The 21,987-nt window shown below is 55.8% G+C and carries 18 protein-coding genes; 6 read left to right on the top strand and 12 right to left on the bottom strand.

The window, feature by feature from the left end:
• Window positions 1–16 precede the first annotated feature (16 nt).
• The 9 genes from E0E37_RS12790 to rlmN form a co-directional block, all read right to left on the bottom strand.
• Window positions 17–1,483 carry a DNA methyltransferase gene (locus E0E37_RS12790; RefSeq protein ID WP_130863413.1) on the bottom strand — a complete coding sequence of 489 codons (1,467 nt, stop codon included), beginning with the start codon at window positions 1,481–1,483 and terminating at the stop codon, window positions 17–19.
• Between the two features lie 25 nt (window positions 1,484–1,508).
• A complete protein-coding gene (locus tag E0E37_RS12785) occupies window positions 1,509–3,296 on the bottom strand; it encodes a YgiQ family radical SAM protein (protein ID WP_130863412.1) in 1,788 nt (595 codons plus the stop codon).
• Window positions 3,297–3,413: 117 nt separating this feature from the next.
• Window positions 3,414–4,439, bottom strand: a complete 1,026-nt coding sequence (locus E0E37_RS12780) for a BMP family lipoprotein (protein WP_130863411.1) — start codon at window positions 4,437–4,439, stop codon at window positions 3,414–3,416.
• 163 nt (window positions 4,440–4,602) lie between these two features.
• Window positions 4,603–5,424, bottom strand: coding sequence for a carbon-nitrogen hydrolase family protein (locus E0E37_RS12775; RefSeq protein ID WP_130863410.1), 822 nt, complete (start codon window positions 5,422–5,424; stop codon window positions 4,603–4,605).
• A gap of 611 nt (window positions 5,425–6,035) precedes the next feature.
• Window positions 6,036–7,043 carry a CAP domain-containing protein gene (locus E0E37_RS18740; protein ID WP_246019727.1) on the bottom strand — a complete coding sequence of 336 codons (1,008 nt, stop codon included), beginning with the start codon at window positions 7,041–7,043 and terminating at the stop codon, window positions 6,036–6,038.
• Window positions 7,044–7,133: 90 nt separating this feature from the next.
• Window positions 7,134–7,766: an NUDIX hydrolase gene (locus E0E37_RS12760; RefSeq protein WP_130863409.1), complete on the bottom strand. Its 633-nt coding sequence runs from the start codon at window positions 7,764–7,766 to the stop codon at window positions 7,134–7,136.
• On the bottom strand, window positions 7,726–8,667 hold the full coding sequence (locus E0E37_RS12755) for a DMT family transporter (protein ID WP_165445347.1): 942 nt from the start codon (window positions 8,665–8,667) through the stop codon (window positions 7,726–7,728). Before E0E37_RS12755 ends, E0E37_RS12760 begins: the two co-directional genes overlap by 41 nt.
• A gap of 291 nt (window positions 8,668–8,958) precedes the next feature.
• Window positions 8,959–9,381 carry an ATP-binding protein gene (locus E0E37_RS12750; RefSeq protein ID WP_130863407.1) on the bottom strand — a complete coding sequence of 141 codons (423 nt, stop codon included), beginning with the start codon at window positions 9,379–9,381 and terminating at the stop codon, window positions 8,959–8,961.
• Window positions 9,382–9,475: 94 nt separating this feature from the next.
• Window positions 9,476–10,498: a 23S rRNA (adenine(2503)-C(2))-methyltransferase RlmN gene (rlmN, locus tag E0E37_RS12745; protein ID WP_130863406.1), complete on the bottom strand. Its 1,023-nt coding sequence runs from the start codon at window positions 10,496–10,498 to the stop codon at window positions 9,476–9,478.
• Between the two features lie 261 nt (window positions 10,499–10,759).
• Here rlmN and E0E37_RS12740 point away from each other — a divergent pair, with 261 nt between their 5' ends.
• From E0E37_RS12740 to E0E37_RS12720, 5 genes are all read left to right on the top strand, one after another.
• A complete protein-coding gene (locus E0E37_RS12740) occupies window positions 10,760–11,455 on the top strand; it encodes an ABC transporter ATP-binding protein (protein ID WP_130863405.1) in 696 nt (231 codons plus the stop codon).
• Window positions 11,452–12,234 carry an ABC transporter permease gene (locus E0E37_RS12735; RefSeq protein WP_130863404.1) on the top strand — a complete coding sequence of 261 codons (783 nt, stop codon included), beginning with the start codon at window positions 11,452–11,454 and terminating at the stop codon, window positions 12,232–12,234. The genes E0E37_RS12740 and E0E37_RS12735 overlap by 4 nt, the downstream gene beginning before the upstream one ends.
• A gap of 74 nt (window positions 12,235–12,308) precedes the next feature.
• Entirely contained in the window at window positions 12,309–12,536 is a 228-nt protein-coding gene (locus tag E0E37_RS12730) for a motility associated factor glycosyltransferase family protein (RefSeq protein WP_130863403.1), read from the top strand.
• A gap of 123 nt (window positions 12,537–12,659) precedes the next feature.
• Window positions 12,660–13,133: a thiamine diphosphokinase gene (locus tag E0E37_RS12725; RefSeq protein WP_130863402.1), complete on the top strand. Its 474-nt coding sequence runs from the start codon at window positions 12,660–12,662 to the stop codon at window positions 13,131–13,133.
• 115 nt (window positions 13,134–13,248) lie between these two features.
• On the top strand, window positions 13,249–14,421 hold the full coding sequence (locus E0E37_RS12720; protein ID WP_130863401.1) for a MalY/PatB family protein: 1,173 nt from the start codon (window positions 13,249–13,251) through the stop codon (window positions 14,419–14,421).
• A 209-nt stretch (window positions 14,422–14,630) separates the two neighbouring features.
• On the opposite strand, the gene E0E37_RS19020 is transcribed toward E0E37_RS12720, so the two are convergent.
• Window positions 14,631–15,194 carry a sugar O-acetyltransferase gene (locus tag E0E37_RS19020; RefSeq protein WP_130863400.1) on the bottom strand — a complete coding sequence of 188 codons (564 nt, stop codon included), beginning with the start codon at window positions 15,192–15,194 and terminating at the stop codon, window positions 14,631–14,633.
• A gap of 23 nt (window positions 15,195–15,217) precedes the next feature.
• Window positions 15,218–16,576, bottom strand: coding sequence for an MATE family efflux transporter (locus tag E0E37_RS12710; RefSeq protein WP_130863399.1), 1,359 nt, complete (start codon window positions 16,574–16,576; stop codon window positions 15,218–15,220).
• A gap of 152 nt (window positions 16,577–16,728) precedes the next feature.
• Between E0E37_RS12710 and E0E37_RS12705 the strand changes: the two genes are divergently transcribed.
• Complete coding sequence (locus tag E0E37_RS12705) at window positions 16,729–17,685, top strand: helix-turn-helix transcriptional regulator (RefSeq protein ID WP_130863398.1); 957 nt, start codon at window positions 16,729–16,731, stop codon at window positions 17,683–17,685.
• A 170-nt stretch (window positions 17,686–17,855) separates the two neighbouring features.
• On the opposite strand, the gene E0E37_RS12700 is transcribed toward E0E37_RS12705, so the two are convergent.
• A complete protein-coding gene (locus E0E37_RS12700) occupies window positions 17,856–21,965 on the bottom strand; it encodes an S-layer homology domain-containing protein (RefSeq protein ID WP_130863397.1) in 4,110 nt (1,369 codons plus the stop codon).
• Window positions 21,966–21,987 lie beyond the last annotated feature (22 nt).

Below are 21,987 nucleotides of genomic sequence, written 5' to 3'. Positions count from 1 at the left end.
TACCTGCACCCCCAATTTATGATCGTATCTCCGTCACTCCAAATTTACAGCCGCCGAATACATCGCAGACTTTGACCGCGGCGAGGCGCGCGCCCCGCTCTTTCCCAGCTTCTTTTCCGGCCCCGGCCCATTCCTTCTCCAGCGTCTCCAGCTCTGCGCCGGACAGCGGCCATTCGGCCCTCAGATCCAGCGTTCCCTCATTTCTAAGCACAACAGCCTGCGGCCGAAAAACCTCTCCGTCATAGTGAAAATCCACCGACCAGTGATCGATCAGACTCAGGGGCTCTTCCTGCGCCAGCTTTCTGAGATGTTCCCGCTGGGATCTTCTCAGCGGAAGCTCGTCGATATCCGGCATGCCGCAGCTCTCTATTTCCGCGCAGAAAGCAGCCGCGCCGCCCTCGTCCGTCCGGCGCAGCTGCGCTTTCACACAGATCCCGCCGTCCTCTATCCTATGTCCCCATTCTTCTTTTGAGTACCAGCCGTCAAAATCCGCGCTCTGACGCGCCATCCTCTTTTTTACCGCCGCAGCCGCAAGTTTCCCCGAATCGCAGCAGATCCATCTTCTGCCCAGCCGCTGCGCCGCGGCCGCCAGCGTGCCCGATCCGCAGAAAAAGTCGGCGCACAGATCCCCTTCTCTGGTACAGCTTTCCAGGATCTGCGCCAGCAGCGCTTCCGGCTTCTGCGTGGCGTAGCCGGTCCGCTCGGAGGCGGTCCTGCCCACCATGTCGATCTGCCACACGTCTTTTTTATTGACCAGCGTGTACCATCCGATCTCATCCTCGTATTCCTGAACGCCTTTAAAGCGGTAAGGCAGAAATCCCCGATTGTAGGATTTCTCCTTTTGCGTCTTAAAATAGTATGCCCCGCTCTTCGCATAGTACAGCAGCGTATCGTGCTTCCGGGCAAAACGTCTGGAACTGACGCCTCCCGACTTGTAAGTCCAGATCACTTCATTTACAAAATTCTCCGGGCCAAATATATCATCCATGATGATCTTCACATAATGGGCCGCGTGCCAGTCCAGATGGACCCAGATCCCGCCGGTGTCCGCCAACAGATCACGCATAAAAAGCAGTCTCACGGCAAGCATGCGGAGATAATCCTCCATGCCGTTCTCCCACGTGTCCCCGTAAGCCTTCTGTTTCATTCTGGGCAGCTTGATCTTTTCCGCGCTGATCCGGATCTCCGCCTCGTAATTCGCCCCGGAAAAAAACGGCGGATCGATATAGATCAGATCCAGTGCCCCTGCCATCTTCCGTTCCGAGATCAGCCAGCGCATGAAGTCCAGATTGTCGCCCAGCGCCGCGCCGTTTCGCATCATGCCCGTTCCCCCGTCGGCGTGCGCTCTGTCCCCGGGCGTTCCGTCCCGCTGTGCGAAGTATTGTTCCAGACAGCGAAAAACCGGCGCAGGCGTCTCTTTCAGCGTCTCGTATTCTACCCGGCTTTCTTCCATGACGGCGGCCAGTTGTCCCAACAGGCTCATTTCGGTTTCCTCCCCTGTTTTCAGTCTACCGCAGTACGCTTATGAGATCCTGCCTCCCGATCTTCTTCAGAGCTTTCTCCACCAGCGGCCTGTTTTCTTTTTTATTGAAATGCAGCAGCGCGCGCTGCATCTTCTTCTCATCCATACTTCTGGGCACATAGACCTCCTCCATGGTAAAAGGATCGAGTCCCGTATAGTACATACAGGTGGAAAGCGTACCTGGAGTGGGGTAAAAATCCTGCACCTGATCCGGTACAAATCCGCTCTTTTTCAGGTAGAGCGCCAGTTCCACCGCATCATGCAGCGTCGAACCCGGATGGGATGAGATAAAATAGGGGATCAGATACTGTTTCTTTCCCAGTTTTTCGTTGATCTTTCTGTACTTTTCAGCAAATGCGGCAAAGACCTCCGGCGCCGGCTTTCTCATTTTCGCCAGCACTCTGCCAGACACGTGCTCCGGCGCTACTTTCAACGTCCCGCTGATATGATGTTCGCAGAGCTCCCACAGGAAATCGTCGCGCTTGTCCGCCATCACATAGTCGAAGCGGATCCCGGAACGAATGAAGACCTTTTTTACGCCGGGCAGCTCCCGCAGTTCTCTGAGGATCGACAGGTAATCCCTGTGATCCGCCTTCATCTGTCCGCAGGGAGCTGGCCAGAGACAGTCTCTGTGCTTGCACACGCCCGCGGTCAGCTGCTTTTCGCAGGCCGGCCCTCTGAAATCCGCAGTGGGGCCGCCCACATCGTGGATATAGCCTTTGAAATCCGGCAGAGCAGAGAGACGTCTGGCCTCCGCGACGATGGATTCCCTGCTTCTGGCCCGAACCTCCCTTCCCTGATGGTAGGTCAGAGCGCAGAAAGCGCAGCCTCCGAAACATCCTCGATTGGAGACGATGCTGAACCGCACTTCCCGGATGGCCGGTACGCCGCCATCCGTCTCATAAGACGGATGGTACGTACCTTCGTAAGGCAGCTCGTATATATCGTCCAGTTCCAGCTGCGACAGCGGTTCCATGGGCGGGTTCTGGATCACGCACAGCCGGCTGTCGTAACGTTCCACCAGCTGCTTTCCCAGGATCCAGTCGTTGTTTTTATACTGGATCAGGAAGCTCTGCGCGTACTCCTCCCGTGAACTGCAGATCTCGTCGAAGGAGGGCAGCACTGCCGTGTCTCCCTGCGCCAGATAGTCCTGGTCCGTGTCGTCGGAGACCCGCCGGCACACCGTGCCCCGGATCCAGCCGATATCCCTCGCTGAGATCCCGGAATCCAGCGCCTCCGCGATCTCCACCACAGCTTTTTCCCCCATGCCGTAGATCAGCAGATCGGCCTTGGAATCCAGCAGGATGGAGCGCCGCACTCTGTCCTCCCAGTAATCATAATGCCCGAATCGGCGCAGGCTGGCTTCCAGCCCGCCGATGATCACGGGAACATCCTTGTAAGCCTCCCTGGCCCGTCCGCTGTAAACGATCACCGCCCGGTCCGGCCTGCGGCCTGTTTTTCCTCCCGGCGAATAACTGTCCTGCCTTCGTCTGTGTTTGAAGACAGAAAAGTGATTCACCATGGAATCCACATTGCCTGCGTTGATCAGAAAGCCCAGACGGGGCTTTCCGAAGCGCCGGAAATCCTCCGCCGTCTTCCAATCCGGCTGGGAGAGGATCGCCACCTTATAGCCGTGCCGTTCCAGCACGCGGCTGATGATCGCCGTTCCGAAAGACGGATGATCCACATAGGCGTCTCCTGTCACCAGCACAAAATCCGGCTGCTCCCAGCCCCGTTCTTCCATTTCTTTTTTTGTTACCGGTAAAAACGCCATCGCAGCCTCCATCCGCCGCGGTCTCCAAAGACACGCGGAACCTTCTTCCTTCTCTGATCCTTTGATCCAAAATCGAAGGCCAGACCCAATGTCTGGCCCGGTATTCTTTCTGTTCTTCTATAACTGGGGCTCAAACCGCTCCAGCTCGTCCCGATCCCCGGGGATGTTTACGGCGCCGTCCGCGATGGCGGCGCTCCACTTATCCGCGGCTTCTCTCACTTCCGGCGGCAGATTGCCGGCCCCGTCGCTGAGCTCCACGCATCCGTCCGCCAGCGAGCCTCTTATGATCCCGCCCGAGAAGCCGTCTGACGTCAGGCTTTCGAGCAGGCGACTGATCTCCCGGTCTCTTCGCCTGGTCACCGTGCACAGCACGTGCTCCGGCGCAAGTGAAGACAGATCCTCTCCCGTACCCACTGCCATAACGCCCGCCTCAGCTGCGGCCCGGATCACTTCTGCCCCGCTGCTCCCGGACGCCTGAAAGATCACGTCCGCTCCCTGTCCGATCAGTTCTTTCGCCTTCTCTGCGGCGGTCCCCGCGGACTCTTCCACAAAAGCACAGCATGTTTCTGCCCCGCTGCCTGAAGCCCGGACACCGGCCTCCCAGCCCCACAGCAGACTGCGCGATTCCTCCGTCTCACCTCCGCCTAAAAAAGCGACCTTCCCCGTCTCCGTAGTCATGCCGGCAGCCAGTCCTGCTAAAAATGCTCCCTGCTCCCGGGCGCAGGTGAGACACGCCACGTTATCCTTTTCTATTATTGTGTCCAAAATGACAAATCTGCTGTCGGGGTTTTCCTCGGCTGCCGCCGCTGCGGCGCTCCCCATGGCCGGATCTGCGCATATGATCAGATCCGCTTCTCCCTCCAGCGCCATCCGGATCTTTTCTCCGTATTCCGCTTCCGTCTTCGATTCCAGATAATTGCCCCTGATCCCCAGCTCGCCGCCGGCATTCCCGATCCCTTCCCAGAGCTGGTCGTTCACTCCCTGATCGCCCAGACCGGCAGTGCCTGTGATCAGCACCACATAGGAAGACGATCTCTCCTCCGCCGCGCGTCCTTCGCCTCCAGATGCCCCATTGGCGCCGCAGGCGGAGATCCCCGCCGCCAAAATCCCGGCCGCCAGCAATACAAGCAATTTTTTCATCATTCTGCCTAGCTCCTTCGCCCCGCTGTCATCGCTGTTTCGCTGTTTCTCTGTTCTGTATCTCTCAGTTCCGCGCGATCTAAAGGAATTATACACGATACGCCATTTCCTGTAAAGTTTCTGTTTTCAAGGCTGCAGACCAGCGCGCCCCGCAGGATCCCAAGGCTCAGCGCCTGTTCAGATAGAGCTCCGGCCGCCGTTGTTTCAGAAGAGGCAGCTGCTCTCTGATCTGCCGCAGATACTCGAAGTCGATATCGCACACCAGAACGCCGGGTCTCTCATCCAGTTTCCCCAGGAATTCTCCCCAGGGAGTGACTACACAGGAACTTCCATAGGCCAGATAGGGGCCCTGGGGATTTCTGGCCGGTGACACCGCCGCGAAATAGACCTGATTGTCAAGAGCTCTGGCCCGCATAGTGAGATCCCAGTGGGCCGGACCTGTGGTCATGTTGAACGCGGCGGGCAGGATGATCAGTCTGGCGTCCATGAGCGCCAGCGTGCGGAAATATTCCGGAAACCGCACATCGTAGCATATTCCCACTCCGATCCGTCCAAAATCCGTATCCACCGCCGTCACCTGCTCCCCCGGCGTAAAGATCTCCGACTCCATAAAGCGGATCCCGCCCTTGATATCCACGTCAAAGAGATGGGTCTTTCTGTGCTTTCCCGCCAGACTGCCGTCCGGGCCGAAGACAAAACAGGTATTGTACAGGCGCCCGTCCTCCTCCTCCGGTATGGAGCCGCCTACCAGCCAGATCCCCAGATCCCGCGCCAGAGACGACAGCGCTTCCGTGGTCTCTCCATCCGCCGGCTCTCTGTTCATGGCAATATATTTATGTGTGTACGGCGTCGTAAACATTTCCGGCAGAGCCACGATCCCCGCTCCCTGCTCCGCCGCCTCCCGGACCATCTCCGCCGCCCGTTTCAGATTTTCCCTGCGATCCTCCGACAACGTTGTGCTCTGGCACAGACCAATTTTAAATGTCATCCTCAAGCTCCCTCCCAAATGTCCGTCCGCGCGGTCTCCACCGCGCGATCCAGCTCAACCACTCCACTCTTACTCTCTGCGGACATTATACCATGACTGGCCGCAGGCCATCATGGTATAATCCGCGCATGCGTCTGCTGCGCACAGAATCTATAATGTCCGCTCTGCGGACATTATACCATGACTGGCCGTAGGCCATCATGGTATAATCCGCGCATGGCGTCCGCCGCGCACAGAATCAGTATAATAGCCGCTCTGCGGCTATTATACCATAAGCTTCGATACTTGGCGCCGTTGGCGCAATGTTGCTTATGGTGCAATAGTTCCTTCCTTGCGGCAACGCCGCAGTCAATGGTTGGAACTATTATACCACACCACATCCCCTTCCGTCCCCAAAAGCGCAATATTTCCCAGCGCCGCCATCCCCGTCTGTCCGGCAGGACCGGCGGGATCCTATGATCCGCCCTGCCCGTCTGTCAAAGACTGCGGCCGGAGCAGCAGAGCGCCGGGCGGCTGGGGACAGCGCTATAAAAACGCCCCGCCGGACAACTCTGCTCCAAAAGCAGTTCTGTCCGGCGGGGCAGTTTTTATTCAGCCCTCACGCCTGCGCGTTACGGTCTGATGAACATCTGTACCCAGTATGTATTTCCTTTGTTGTCTGTTACATAACCCACGCCGATCTCGGTATAACTGGAACTCAGGATGTTTTCTCTGTGCCCCTGTGAATTCATCCATCCGTTCATAACCGACTGCGGCGTCTTCTGTCCTTTTGCAATGTTCTCGCCTGCGGACTTGTAAGTGATTCCAAATTGCTTCATCATGTCAAACGGGGAACCGTAGGTGGGAGAAGTATGGGAGAAGTAATTCTTATCTCTCATATCCGCCGCTTTCACTTCCGCTACCTGCGAAAGTTTTGCGTTCACCTTGAGTTCGGAAAGTCCCGCGGCTCTGCGCTCTTTATTCACCAGATCCACGACCTGCTGCTGGTAAGCGCCCAGCTGTGTGCTTCCCTGGTTTCCGCCGTTGTCCGTGTCCGGAGTCTCCGGCTTTTCAGGCCGCTCGGGGATGATCGGCGCCTCGGGCTGTTCCGGCTCTTCCACGTCGGGAACATCGGGCTGCTCCGGCTCTTCCACGTCGGGAAGATCAGGCTGTTCCGGCTCTTCCACATCGGGAACGTCGGGCTGTTCCGGCTCTTCCACATCGGGAACATCGGGCTGCTCCGGCTCTTCCACATCAGGAACGTCGGGCTGCTCCGGCTCTTCCACATCAGGAACGTCGGGCTGCTCCGGCTCTTCCACATCGGGGACGTCGGGAACGTCAGGCCGCTCCGATCCGCCTCCCTGCCCCGGCCACTCCGGCCACTGAGGCAGATTGGGCTTGATGCAGTTGTTCACGATGTCGAAAATAAGATCGTCGCAGTCCTTTCCCGGATGATTTCCATTCCACTTACAAATAAGCTGACTGAGATATGTATCTGATTGACTGGTAAATTTGATATTGCTTTTCAGTATTTCGTTTAATGCGGTACTTTGCTGTTCCGCTGCCTGTGCCTGCACCGGCATGGCCGTTGCCACCAGCAGCGCCCCCAGGGGTAATAGATTTTTGACAAAAGATTTCATAAAACTTGTCCTCCTCGTTTATGTTTTTTCTCTAATCCTTACCCTCGTATATTATAGGGGACGCCGCAGCCGGTTTAGAACCCCTCAAAATTATCCATCTTTCAGAGTTTCCAGCAAGTGGCACAGAATCCGCGCCGTGATTCCCCAGATGACACGTCCCTCATACTGAAAAATGGGGACCGTGCAGCTGCCTTTTCTCCAATTGTACTTGTCGGGACAATCCAGCATGTGGTAGGGAAAATCTTCGCCGATCTGCGGCGCGACTTCATATTTATAAACATAGGGCCTGTTTTCCGTGAAGAAAGAAACCGGCACGAGGAACGCCTCTTTCACTTCTTCCCTGTTCAGCTCCATGCGTTTTACATCCTCATAAGAAAGCATTCCGATAAAGGTATAAATGGTTGCATTGGTATAATTGTGAAGTATGTCGAAGGGACCCAGAACCTTGATGCAGTGCTTCGGTATGCCCAGTTCCTCCTTCGTCTCTCTGACCGCGCAGTCTGCGGCCCTCTCTTTTCCTTCCAGCCGTCCTCCCGGAAAACACACCTCTCCCGGCTGCGGCACATTGTCGCTTCTCACTTCAAACAGAATGTGCGTCTCGCCGTCCTTTTCCACAAAAGGGATCAGCACGGCGCTCTCCTGTCTCGTCTCCATGATTTTCGGTCTGCGGTCCCGCAGAAAATCAGCCAGCTCTGCGATCCGCATCTTCGTGTCCGTCTCCATCCGTATCTCCCCCCTCCGGCGCCGCTGCGCCTGAATTATCCGTCATATTTATATAAGAACCGATCAGCAGGATCCCTACTCCTGTCACGGTCTGCAGTGTAATTGCTTCGTGCAGAATGACCAGCGCGATCACCGGCGCGATCATAGGCTTAATGAAAAAGACAACGGAAGCCTTAGCGGCTCCGCCCGCCTCGATGGCCTTGAAATACAGCAGATAGCCGATTCCCGTCACCACGACGCCCACATAGAGCAGGATGGGCACATTGGCCGCAGAGATCCCCGAGATCACCGGGCGTCCCATAAATCCCATGAGCACAGCCAGTACCGCAGAACCGAGAATAAAGCTCACCGATGTCTGCGTAAAGCCGCCCAGCCGTTTGATCCTCAGCTTTCCCGCCGCGCTGTAAAGGCCGAAGGTCAGCGCTGCCATCACGATACAGACCATCCCCCGGACCGTATTTCCCTCCGCCAGATGGAAGGGGTTCATCATCACGGCGATGCCGCCCAGACTGACGGCCAGAGCCATCACCTTTCTGCGATTCAGCTTTTCCTCCGTAAAGAAATGGGCGAAGAGCATGGTAAACATCGGATTCACCGAGAAGACCACCGCCGCTGTGGACGCGTGAGAATACATGACTCCAAACTGGAAGAAAAGCATGCTGACGCAAATACACAAGATCCCCAGAAACGCCAGATACCCGTAATCGCCCCGCGTCAACGACACCTGACGCTTCCGCAGATCGTCCAGCGCCAGCGGAAGCAGTACCAGTCCGCCGATAAAAAACCGGATCAGAGTGATCTGAAGCGGGTCAAAACTTCCGCCGCCGATTTTCAGCGCCACCTCCATCGTACTGAAAATAAAAGCGCTGAAAAAAACGTACGAGACAACCTTTCTGTTCATACTTCCCCTCCCGCGGCCGCGGACTCCGCCTCGGCATTTCCCACGCAGACGCCGCCGGCGCCCCATGTCTCCGGCACTGCATGTCTCCGGCAACCCATGTCTCTGGCACTGCATGTCTCCGGCAACCCATGTCTCTGGCACTGCATGTCTTCGGCACTGCGCCGCAGGCCCGCCGCTTCCGGCGCGCGGCGCTGCCCGCGAAACAGCGCATTTGCCGTCGATAAAAATTTCCATAAGATAAGGCGGTGAAGAATCACCGCCTGTTGTTTCTGCCTGTTTAAAAAACTGTCTCTAGTTGTTCAGAATGTCGAACTTCTTTGCGTAGTCGCCCAGCTCCTCCAGATCGGCGCTGATGCTGACCACAAATTCCGGACCGTACATCTCCGAAATCTTTTCCAGTCTTGTCAGGAACTCCTCCAGGTCGTCGATCTTTACATCGGCGTGCTTCAGGATGCTGTCGATAAAGATCACCTGGATATCGTGGTCCGAACTGATGATGCCGTAGATAAAACCGATATATTCGTCAATGTTGGTGATATGCTCGTAATCCTCCATGCACACTACACGGATCCTGTATTTCAGATCGTACATCAGTCTGTGGTTTTTGTTTATAAAAACGATACTGCCATTACGCGTCTCAATGCATTCGTTGGCCAGATCAATCATCTTTTTTGTCTTTCCGCTGCCTTTGTGGCCTACTAATAATTTAACCATTTGGACCGCCCCCATTTCTTTTCTATGGTCGGCACTGCCGACTGTTGCTTTTCTTTAATTATACACTAACCCCCTGTAATGGGCAAGTATTTTCTTATGCCTTCAGGCGCAGCTGACCGCAGGCCGCATCAATGTCTCCGCCCAGTTCCCGCCGTATGGTGGCGGGAATTCCGCGGCGTTCCAGCGCCGCCTGAAACCGTCTGGCATAGTCCTTGGAACTGCCCCGAAAGGACTTCTCTCTGACGGTGTTCAGCGGGATCAGATTCACGTGGCACAGCATCCCGGAGAGCACCCCCGCCAGCTCTTCCGCCTGCTTCTCCCCGTCGTTCACACCGGACACCAGCGTATACTCAAAGGTGATCCTCCTTCCCGTCTTTTCCGCGTGACTGCGGCAGACCTCCAGAAGCTGCGCCATGGGGTAGCTGCGGTTCACGGGCATCAGTTCGCTTCTCGTGGCCTCGTTAGACGCGTGAAGGGAGATGGCCAGATTGACCTGGGGAAATTCTTCTCCGAAGCGCAGAATTCCAGGTATCACGCCGCAGGTGGAGACCGTTATGCTGCGATATCCCAGGTTCAGCCCGTTCTTTTCGTGGACCAGTCTGAGAAACCGGCTGAGCTGATCGTAATTGTCGAAGGGCTCACCCGTTCCCATGATCACCACGTTGCTCACGCGCTCTCCCGTGTCCTTCTGTACCTGCAGGATCTGATCCGCGATCTCCCACGCAGACAGATTTCTCGCAAGCCCGGCCATGCCGGAGGCGCAGAAGCGGCATCCCATCCGGCAGCCCGCCTGAGATGAGACGCAGATGGAATTCCCATGTCTGTATTTCATAAACACAGTCTCGATGGCATTCTCATCGTCCAGTCCGAACAGGTACTTCCGCGTTCCGTCCTGTTCGGATATCTGCCGTCTCAAGATGCGGAGCTCTCTGATCTCCGCCCGTTCCGCCAGCTTCTCCCGCAATCCTTTGCTGAGATCCGTCATCTCGTCCGGCGACGACGCGCCTCTGTAGATCCAGGCAAAGATCTGTTTTGCTCGAAAAGCCGGTTCCCCCATCTCTTTCAATAAAGCCTGCAGTTCGTCCTGATCCAGGCTTTTCAGATTTATCTTTTCCATTCGCTTCTCCATTGCCGACTCCTTCCGGACTGCCGCGGCCTGCCCCGCCCGGGAGGAATACGTATTTGCATCTCTGAACCATCGCCCCGGCTTCAAGGCCTGTCCGGATCCTGAATTTCAGCATAACGGCGCCGAAAGAAATCTTTTCTCCTGATACCGCCCATACTCTTGTCAATCGAGGGTAAGATACATTAATATAGTATACGATACGCTACCGACTTTTCAATCTTATTCTGACACAAAAAGAAGGAGTTTACTCAGATGTTCGTTCTGAAAGATGTTATTTATAAAAATATTCTCCGTATTCCTGAACTGGAGATCGAGGCCGGCGGGATCACCTGTCTGTTCGGTCCTTCAGGCTGCGGCAAGACCACGCTTCTGCGCATGCTCAACGGAATGATAAGTCCGGATTCCGGCCGCATTCTGTTTCAGGGCGAAGACCTGGCCCATGCGGACCTGGTGGAGCTGCGGCGCAGGGTCGTCATGCTGGGCCAGCAGAGCACGGTCTTTCCCGGCAGCGTCAGGGAAAATCTCAACATCGCCGCCGAATTTCAGGAGCTTCCTCCGTTCCCCGATCAAACGCTTTCTTCGATCCTGGAACAGGTGGGCCTGGGAAATAAAGCTCTCGACAACGATCCGGAGCTGTACTCCGGCGGAGAAAAACAGCGTCTTGCACTGGCCAGAGTTCTGCTTCTGCAGCCCCCCGTCCTGCTGCTGGACGAGCCCGGCTCGGCTCTGGACGCAGCCACGGAGACCGCCGTCATGGATCTGATCGCCGCAGACCTGAACAGCCGAAAGGCTTCCTGCGTTCTCGTCACTCACTCTGAAGAAATGGCGCGCAGATACTCCCGCAGGATCATCCGCATGGAGGCAGGTACCGTGCTTCGAGTGGAGACTCCCGTCAAAGCCGGCTCTGCAGCCGGCACTTTAAACATTCCCGAGGAGGCAGACTCATGATCCAGGAAATATCCTATACCCAACTGGCTCTGGCCTATCTGTTTATCATCGCGGTGCTCCTGATCTCCGCCCACGCCCGTATTGGCAGAGAAAAAGAGATCGCCGCGGCCTGCGCCCGTATGACCGTTCAGCTGATCCTGGTAGGCTATGTGCTCTCTTTTGTTTTCAGCAATCCCCATCCCCTGCTCTCCCTGATCATCGTGGCCTGCATGGCGGCATTCGCAGTAAACAACGTCAAGCGCCGGGTGAAGAGCAGGCTTTCTCCCCGGCTCATGAAGATCATTTCCCTCTCCATGTGGGCCAGCACTGCCGTCTGTCTGCTGTTTTTCGTTCTCGTGGTCATCGGCATCCGGCCCTGGTATGATCCCCAGTATTTTATCCCGATCTGCGGGATGATCCTGGGCAATTCGATGAACGGCATCGCTTTAGGCGCCGCCCGCCTGACGAAAGGATTCGAGACCATGCGCGGCGAAGTGGAGACGGCTCTCATGCTGGGCGCCACTCCAAAAAAAGCCTCCCGCCGTATCCTGCAGGACGCCTTCGACAGCGCGCTGATGCCTACGATCAACAATATGGTGGGCATGGGGATCGTCTCTCTCCCCGGCATGATGACCGGACAGATCCTTGCGGGAAACTCGCCGCTGCTGGCCACGCGCTATCAGATCGGCGTCATGCTGGCCATCTCCGCCAGCGTGGCTCTGGCTTCCATCCTGCTGGTGGAATTCGGCTGCAGGACCTTCTTCAACAAGAGGGGCCAGCTGGTGACGGAGGGAAATTGATCTGTCCCCACAGGCGGGAATGTGATATGATACCCATTAGATAAACTCACATCAGGAAAGCGAGGTAACCGCAATTGAAACGCTGCATCATTATAACCGCATATAATCCCCACGGCTTTCCTTCTTTCATAAAGCAGACAGAAGGCGACACCGTCATCTGCGCCGACGGCGGATACCACCTGGCAAAAGAGGCCGGGATCCGCCCGGATCTCATCATCGGCGACTTCGATTCCGATCCCGCCGGCACCTGCCTGGCTGCGGCGGAGGCGGCAGAAATCGGATTCAATCAGCTTAAAGTATGATAACCGTATCCCCTGTCTCTTATGCACAGATAGAGTGGTAAAAGAGCCAGGGCCGGAACTGCGGCGGATACCTGCAAAGACCGCCGGTCCGCGGCCCCCACGGCCCCCGGGCCAGTCTCTGTTCTGCCGGAGGAAGACCACTTTTTTGACGGCGTGCCCGTGGTCCGCGTTCCCAGCGAAAAGGACGATACGGATACTATGCTCTGCATCAAAAAAGGGCTGGAACTGGGCATGGACACCTTTCTCATCGTTGGAGGCATCGGCGGACGGCTGGACCACACGGTGGCCAACCTCCAGACCCTGGCCTATCTGCGCGTACACGGGGCCGACGGAATGCTTGTGGATCCGGAAAACAGAGCGATGGTGGCCGATCCCGGCACTGTTATCCTGCACCGCGAGCCGGGCTACAAATTCTCACTGTTTGCCTTCTCCGACCGCTGTGAAGGGATCACGCTCACAGGAGCGAAATATCCCCTTACCGACTATCTCATGGAAAACGCGTTTCCGCTGGGGATCAGCAATGAATTCGCCGACGACACAGTGACCGTCACCTTCACCGGCGGACGGCTGCTGATCGTCATGTCCTGCGGGGCGTGACGACTCCGGCGTGCGCCCAGGTCCCGGAACCGGCGAGGCCGGCGAGAGTGACGAAACCGTGCAAACAGGCAGGACCGGCGGCGCCTGCAGTTATCGAATGGAAGGAGTACATATTATGAATGACGAACGCATTATCTTCAGGGACAGAAAAAATACCGACTCCTGCAAGTGGGACGATATGACGCCCAACTTCGGGGAAGAAGGCCTGCATGCCATGTGGGTCGCCGACATGGACTTTCAAGTACCCTCCTGCGTGCAGAAGGCGCTGAAGGACTATATCGATCACGGCGTATTCGGATACTATAAGGTACCCGAGAGTTATTTTAACGCCTTTATCAACTGGCAAAAAAAGTATCACAGCTTCGAAGTGAAAAAAGAATGGATCCGTTTCTCCCCCGGCGTGGTCCCCGCTATCAACTGGTGGATCCAGATCCTGACGGAACCGGGCGACAGCGTGGCGGTGCTGACCCCTGTCTATTATCCCTTCCTGAACGCAGTAAAGGCCAACGGCCGCCGGCTGGCTCCCTGCGATCTGATCAACAGCGGCGGACTGTATTCCATTGATTTCGACGGATTTGAGAAGATGATAGCCGAGACGAAGGCCAAACTGCTCATCTTCTCTTCCCCCCACAACCCTGTGGGCCGCGTCTGGTCTCTGGAAGAGCTGCGCCGCCTTATGGATATCTGCAGGAAACACGGCGTTTATGTGCTTTCCGATGAGATCCATCAGGACATCACCTTCGGCGGCGCAAAACAGATCCCCACCGCTCTTGCCGGCGATTACGACAGCTTTCTCGTGACTCTGACCGCAGCCACAAAGACGTTCAATCTGGCTTCCTGCCAGAATTCCTTCGTGATCATACCGGACGGAACGCTGCGAAAGAAATTCGACGAATTTACAGAGGCCATCCAGATCAGCGATGGAAACTCTTTTGGCTACATCGCCGTACGCGCCGCCTACGAAGAGGGACGCCCCTGGTTTGAAAAAGCAAAAGAGATCATCGCGGACAATGAGGCCTGCGTCAGAAAAGCTTTCTCAGAAGCCCTTCCTCTGGTGGAGATCAGCCCCCTGGAGGGGACCTATCTGCTGTGGATGAATTTCAGCGCATACCTGAAGCCGGAGGAAATGAAGGACTTCATGCAGAAGACCTGCGGTCTGGCCTTCGACTACGGTCACTGGTTCGGCGGAGACCGCTTCGCCTCTTTTGTCCGCATGAACCTGGCGGCCTCCCCTGGATCCGTGAAAAAGGCAGTGGACGCCATCACATCCAATCTGCCGACACGCTGAAATCCAGATCGCTGTGTATGACAGCCCTACGCTGTTCTGCGTCTATAAATTTCTTACCCCGAAAAATCCCACCGTCCTGTTTTCCGTGATTTGGCGGACCAGCTCGGCCTCGTCCACATGAGCCACGGAGATAACCTTTCGGATCATCTTTCCTCATAATGCGTCTCAATTCGAGACGCATTTTCCTGTGGCTTTTGCCTCTACTCATTTTATGTAATTCGTGTAAATCGTTTGATAATTCTTGCCGGGACTCTTGCCACAACGCAATTATCCGGCACATCTTTGGTAACAACCGCCCCGGCAGCCACGACCACGTTATTCCCGATCGCAACGCCGGGGAGTATGGTACAGTTACCACCAATCCAAACATCATTTCCAATCGTCACAGGCTTGCTATACGCTTTTTTCTCCCGTCTGCCCCTCGGTGTTAACGGGTGGCCGACAGTCGTGATTAGTGTATTCGGCCCGATCATGCAATAGTCGCCAATATGCACCGGGGCTATATCCAAAATCGTGACATTGTAATTTGTAAGGAAGTCCTCTCCTACATGGATATTTTTGCCGTTGTCACAGTTGAAATTGGGCTGAATATAGACGTTTTCTCCGGTCGAGCCGAATAGCTCCTTGATTGCCGCAAGCTGGGCCTCATAATCGGCAGGGTCAATCACATTGAATTTTGCACAGCCCTTTAAGGCGTTTTCTTTACGGGCAACAACACCGGCGTCAAAGAAACAGTATTCCAGTCCGGCGTCCAATTTTTCAAGTTCGGTCATTTTTCAATCCTCCTGTTTTGGTTTTATCTTGTGATATTCTTTAACCAACCATATTTCCGATAATGGATAATGGCAGCGGGGAGCTTGACGACTTCATCTAAATTGATGATTAGGAACACAACGACGACAGGGAGATTCCAATAAAATGCCGCAAGAAAACCGGCTGGAACAGCAAATATCCACATAGTAATAGCGTCGCAAATCAAACCAAATTTAGAATCGCCGCCAGCGGGGAAAATTCCAGCTATTGTTGTCATGTTGATAGCCTTAGCGACCATGTAACAGGCACAAAATATCAACATCCATTTTAAGTATTCGGTCGCTTGGCTGCTTAAAGTCGTTACATTCAAAATGACAGGTGACAATGCAATCAATAGCAGGCCGGACGCTGCACCGCCAATAATCGCCATTTTCCAGAGTAGTCCGCCATATTTCTTTGCTTGTTTCAAATCTCCCATTCCTAATTCGTTGCCTACAATAATGCCGCCGCCATTTGCAAGGCCAGTGCAAAAACTAACGATTAAATTCTTTACGATATTTGCAATCGAATTAGCGGCCACAGCGTCGCTGCCTAAATGCCCCATAATGACAGAATACATTGTGAAGCCGCACCCCCACACCAGATAATCCCCCATCATAGGTACGGTGAATTTCCAATAGTCTCTAACTAAAAGCCGATCTGCCTTAAAGCAATATTTCACACGCAGCCTGATTCGATTTTCACGCAAGGATTCCACATAGGCCCATAGCATTTCAATGAGCTTTGAAATAGATGTTGCAAGAGCCGCGCCCGCGATACTCATTTTTGGAAAAAAGAACAGTCCAAAAATCAGCGCGGCGTTTAGGAAAATGTTGATGATAACGGCGCTTGACCCAATCACCATACTTTTCATGGCATACCCTGTATTTTTCAAGATACAAAGGAAAATTTGTGATATGCCAGTGAAAAGATAGGGGGCTGATACAATACGAAGATAAACACTGCCCCCCGATATAAGTTGCGGCTCATTGGTGAAAATTCGCATTAACATTTCGGGCATAAAAAGAGACGCCAAAAAGAAGATGGACGAAATCAGAAAGGAAACCCTTGTGACATAAGCAAAGATTTTTTCGATAGAGGATATGTCCCCTTTCCCATAATATTGTGCAGCCAAAATACTCGTTCCCATTGTCAAGCCACCCATAAATAGATTGAACACAAAGGTGATCTGTCCAGCCAACGAAACCGCCGACAGGGAATCTTGACTGACAAATCCAAGCATAAGAGCGTCCGAAGCACTCACCGCCGCCAGCATGAACTGTTGAAATGCGATTGGCAGCACAAGCGAGAACAATTTTCTGTAAAAAACGGCTTTCCCACCGTCTAACTCTTTGAATTTCATTGAATAGCCTCCTGTTTTTTCTTAACAACTTTCAGTATAAAAGAATATGTTCAAAGAATCAGCGCCAAATCTTAATATATACAGTGGTGTTTTCTCATATGGTGTGATATGATGCAAATAAAACAGGGGGCTTTAGGTAAAGGAGTAGTACGGTGGCGCAGGAGATTTTATGCGCGGCGGTCGAGAGATTGCGCGAAGAATATTCAACATTGGATTGGACATATCATAATTGCCTTGGTGAAAATCAAGAGGAAAAAATGTTTTATTGGCCCGGCGCGCCGGAAGATGAAATTATGGTCGTCGTTCATCAAAGCGGTGGGCGGCAGGAGCTATTTCACCGGCACGATTATTTCTATTTCAATTACACTTATCAGGGTGAATACGATTCCATCAGCTTTAAGTATGATAACCGTATCACCATCCGGGAGGGGGAGCTATATGCTGGCCAGCCCTTTGCTGGTCATGCTCTTTGCGTCCATGACGACAAGGAGACAACAATTATTGGCGTACTGATTCAGAAAGATACCTTTTGCCGGGCCTTTTTGCCTATGCTTTCCGCTAATTCAAAGCTATTTCATTTTCTGCTTGATCCGTCAACTAATGAATTTTCCGACGAATATATCCATTTCAAAATTGAGGACGACTGCAACATACGGGCGCTTCTTGAAATGATGGTGATAGAGTATGCCAACCGGCAAGAGGACACACAGGTAGTCCTGAAGTCGCTTACATTGTCGTTTCTCATTCAAATTGCACGTCAGTATGTGAATGCAAATCGGGAATCTGTAAAGAAAAGTCCTTCAGAAAAAATCGTGCAGTATATTGGGGAACACGTTGATACCGTAACACTCAAAGAAATCGCCAAGCATTTTTCCTACCACCCAAACTATATTTCTACCTTACTGCATCGGGAAATTGGAAAATCTTTTTCAGAAATTTTATTGGAGTTGCGAATGGAACGGGCGGTCATCCTGTTGCAAGGAACGGGTCTGCCGGTAGAAGAAATCTCCTCAGTTTTGGGCTATAGCAACAGCAGCAATTTCTACAAAGCATTTCGGAATTATTACCATGTTTCTCCACGAGAATATGTGAGTTCTATTGCCCGATAAAATAGCGACGATTCCGTACTGCTGTCCACGCCGCAGGCGTCAATGTCCCCCGACTGTCCTGACGTAGTAAAGAGGCTTCATCCCAATTAGGATGAAGCCTCTTGTACTGTCAGATTTACCTTGCGGGACTGCCAATAAAGTTGTTTATATTCAGACTTGCCGATACCGCTTTATTTCACCGCCGCAGCAACAAACTGTTTCAGCATGGCCGCCGCCTGCGCCCGGGTGGCCATGCCTGCGGGGTCCAGAGTCCCGTCCGGACCGCCCCGCATGACGCCCGCTCCGCAGGCCCACTGCAGCGCCGGGATCGCCCATTCTTCTGCTCTGTCGACGTCGGCGTAGGAAAGTATATTGGTATCCTCCCCAACGGAAACGTCCAAGCCCTCAGATCTGGCATAGTTCCAGAGCATGACCGCCAGCTCCTGTCGGGTAATGCTGCGGTCCCCCTCGAACAGCCCGCCGCCGGTACCGGCGGCAACGCCTTTTTCCGCGGCCCAGGCCGCGCCTTCTGCGTACCATGCTCCGGTCTCCACGTCGCGGAACGGAGCCGCTCCCGCGTCGGGATCCCCATCCATGTGGCAGAGCACGGTTGTCAGCATGGCCCGGGTCATGGGCAGTTCCGGCGCGAAGGTGCGGGGCGCGGTGCCGTGGAACAGCTCCCGTGCGCCGGTGAAGTCCGCGTATTCCTCCGCCCAATGACCGGACATGTCGTCAAAGAGACCCCCGCGAGTCTCCACCCGCAGTTCGGCGTCGCCCTCCAGCCGGACATAAACGGTTCCATCCTCCACCAGTGAATAAGCAACCGGCTCCTCCGTGCCGTCGGGAAGGACGCGCAGGACCACCGTGCCGGCGAGCACCGGGAAGGAGACTGTCACCTGCTCAGTCCCATTGCCGGGCAGGTCCACCCTTGCTGCGGCTCCGCCGCTACTGGGGCTATCGGCGCTGATCCTTGTGCCGTCAGGCCGCTGCTGGGTATAAGTCATATCCCCCTTGGCAGTGGTGGCCGTCTCGGTCTTTGTACCGTCAGGAGCGGTGACGGTCTCCTTCTTGGAGCCGTCTTTTTTCGTCTCCACCACGGTCTGCGTGCCGTCCTTGGCCTTAGTGGTCTCGGTGACGGCGCCGGTGACCTTGTCCGTGACCGTGGTCGTGGTGGAACCGTCCGGATTTTTGACAGTGCTGGTGGTCGTGCTGGAGCCGCCGGAGCCGGAACCGCCGCCTCCGCCGCCCGTATAGGTCCAATGGGCGTAGATCACAGTATCTCCGGCAAAGACGGTGTTCGTCGTTACCGGATCGCCGCCGGCGGCCCGGGTATACCAGCCTGCAAAGCTGTATTTGCCGCTCCGGGCAGGCGTGGGCAGGCTGGACAGCCTGCCGTCCGTACCGGTGGCGCTGCTGGCGGGCGTCACCGTACCTCCGTTGGCGTTAAAGGTGATGGTATAGCCGCCGGCGGGCGGCGTGGAAGCCGTCTTTACAATGATGGTATTGTTTTCAAAGGCCGCCGCCTTTCCCGCCGCCCCGGCGCCGACGAGCCTGATCTGGGCCAGGTCGGTCTGTACCGCGCCGGTGGCGATGACGCCGTCGCCGCAGCCGGCGGGCAGTTTAACGTACACGCTGGCAGTGGTCGTCAGGCTGGGATCGATCTTGAAACTGTCCACGCCGTTGACAACGGGCGTTCCCGTACCGCCGTTGATCACCACGCCAGAGCCGGATTGGCCGCCGATTTTTGCACTGCCGCCCACCGTGACGGTCTTCGTGCCGTCCACAGTGCCGCTGGTACCGCCGCCGTAGACGTCGCCTGTCACCTTGCCGCCGCTGACGGCGACCGCCACATTGCCTGTAACATTGCTGCCGGTGCTGCCGCCACCATAAACAGAAAACACCGTACCGCCGCTCACAGTGACGGAAGAGCTGGAGACCGTACTGTCTCCGCCGTAGCCGCCGCCGTAGACACCGATTATTGTCACCTCGCCGCCGGAGATGAGGACAGAGGTATTACCCGAACTTGCACCCTCGTAGCCGCCGCCATAGATCGCCTCCACCGTGCCGCCGCTGAGGATGACGGAGGGGTCGCCCGTGACGTCGCCGTCGTTGCCGCTGCCGCCGCCAAAGATAATGGACACCTTGCCGCCGGTCATGTTGATTTTGGGCTCGGCGGTTATGGGGGTGTTATTGCTGCCGCCGTAGACGATGTAATTAAAGAGGTTGTAGCCCGCGGCGCCGGGTTCGTCATCGCCGATCTTCAGATATTCGTTATCCTCGATCCTGCCGTTGCCGTCCTTGTCATAGAGAATGTTGGTATTGCCATCTGTAGAACCTGCCACGATCTTGATGGGCACGCCGTTGGCGTAAATATTGACGCCCGTTACCGTGGGCGCGGGAGCTGCCGACGCTGCAGCGACCTTGACGTCCGTACCGTCCAGTACCGCTTCCTTTCCCGCTGATCCGGGGCCGGTGAGCCTGATCTGGGCCAGGTCGGTCTGAACCGCGCCGGTGGCGATGACGCCGTCGGTACAGCCGGCGGGCAGTTTAACGTACACGCCGGCGGCGGTCGTCAGGCTGGGATCGATCTTGAAACTGTCCACGCCGTTGACAACGGGCGTTCCCGTACCGCCGTTGATCACCACGCCAGAGCCGGATTGGCCGCCGATTTTTGCACTGCCGCCCACCGCGACGGTCTTCGTGCCGCCCACCGTGCTGCTGCCGATGCCGTAGACGCTGCCCATGACGGTTCCCTCCACGGTGACCGATGTGCTGCCGTCCACATTAGCGGCCAGCCCGCCGCCGCTGGTATTGCCGCCCCCGTAAATATCCGAGCCCACGATACCGCCCCGGACGGTGACTGATGTATTTCCCTTAACGCCGGCGTCCGTTGTCGCCGCCCTGCCGCCGCCGGTGAGAAACTTCACCTTGCCGCCGGTCATGGTGATCTGGGTGTCCGCGGCCACGTCGGCGTCCTTGCTGCCGCCGTAAACGTTCCAATTGGACAGATCGGTGCCGTCCATCGGTGCATTGGCTATTTTCTTGTCAAAATTCACCATGGCAAGGCTGGTATGTTCTTTCTCCCTCTGGTCCAGCACCCCGTCCCGGTCGAGGTCCATGTAGGCGGTGGTCTGTGCGCTGTCTGTCCCGTCGATGAGGAGGGCCGCGCCGTTGGCGTAGACAGCGGCGTCCTCCACTGTGGGCATCACGTAGCGGATTCGGATCTGCCCCTCACCGCTGTCCGTATGGTAGTACGGCTCCAGATACTGGGCGCCGCTGCCCGACAGGGAGAACTTGGTAAAATCCTCCTCCCTTGCCCCTGTGACGGCCACGGCGGTGGGGCGTTCGCCGTCCGTAAAGGGGTCGTAGCCGTAATTCAGCTTGATTTTGATGAGTGCGTCAGCGCCCAAATTGCTGACGGTAAACTTGTCCACGCCCCCGGTACGACTGTTCACATTCAGGACCACGCCGCTGTACCCGGGTCCCGCCACCTTGGCGCTGCCGCTGACGGAGACGCTGGACCCCCCCGTGGCCCCGCCGCTGCCGCCGCCGTAGACGTCGCTTTTAATGTCGCCTCCTGTGATGACCACTACGGTATTCCCGGTGACTTTTCCCATGCCGCCGCCGCAGACGTCGCCGCTGTCTATGGCGCCTCCGCTGATGGTTACGCTGGAGCCGTTCCCCACCGTCCCATAATAATCTTTGCCGCCGCCATAGACGTAGCCCCATATATCGGCATCGCCGGAAATCTGGACGGCAGCCGATCCGCCTACCGGTCCCATGCCGCCGCCGGCGATGCCTCTGGCGTCGTTTCTTAAGCCGCCTGTCTTGCCGACGGCGGCATTGCCGGAGACGGCGACGAAGGTATTGCCCGTGACCGTGGCGCTGGACCCGCCTCCTCCGCCGCAGATGCCGTATACCTTCCCTCCTGTCATGGTGACGCTGGCGGATGTGCACGTGCTGTTCTGACATCCGCCGTAGATGATGTATTGGGAGAGGTCATAACCGCCATCTGTGGAGCTGGAAAGGCCGCTCAAGGATAGTTCATTTCCGCTCCCGTCTTTTATGACAGTTCCGTTCCCCTTTCCCTCCAGTGTGATGGCCATGCCGTTGGCGTAGATGCCCCCTGGTTCCGTTATCGTCCCCGATTCCCATGGCTTTACCACCGTCAGCCCCGGGCCGTCTGCCGCCCGCGCCGGAACAGGCGACGCCAGAACCCGGCGGGCGGGCCGGCTGGCCGCCTGACGCGGCCGTCCGTGGAGCCGGAGAACATGGCTCAGTTTCTTCATCATTTGTTCCATTCGCATTTTCCTCCCTTGATAA

Origin of the sequence: Bacilliculturomica massiliensis (assembly GCF_900605495.1) — a bacterium.
GTDB classification, from domain to species: domain Bacteria; phylum Bacillota; class Clostridia; order Peptostreptococcales; family Anaerovoracaceae; genus Bacilliculturomica; species Bacilliculturomica massiliensis.
This window is presented reverse-complemented; position numbering and strand designations above follow the sequence as displayed.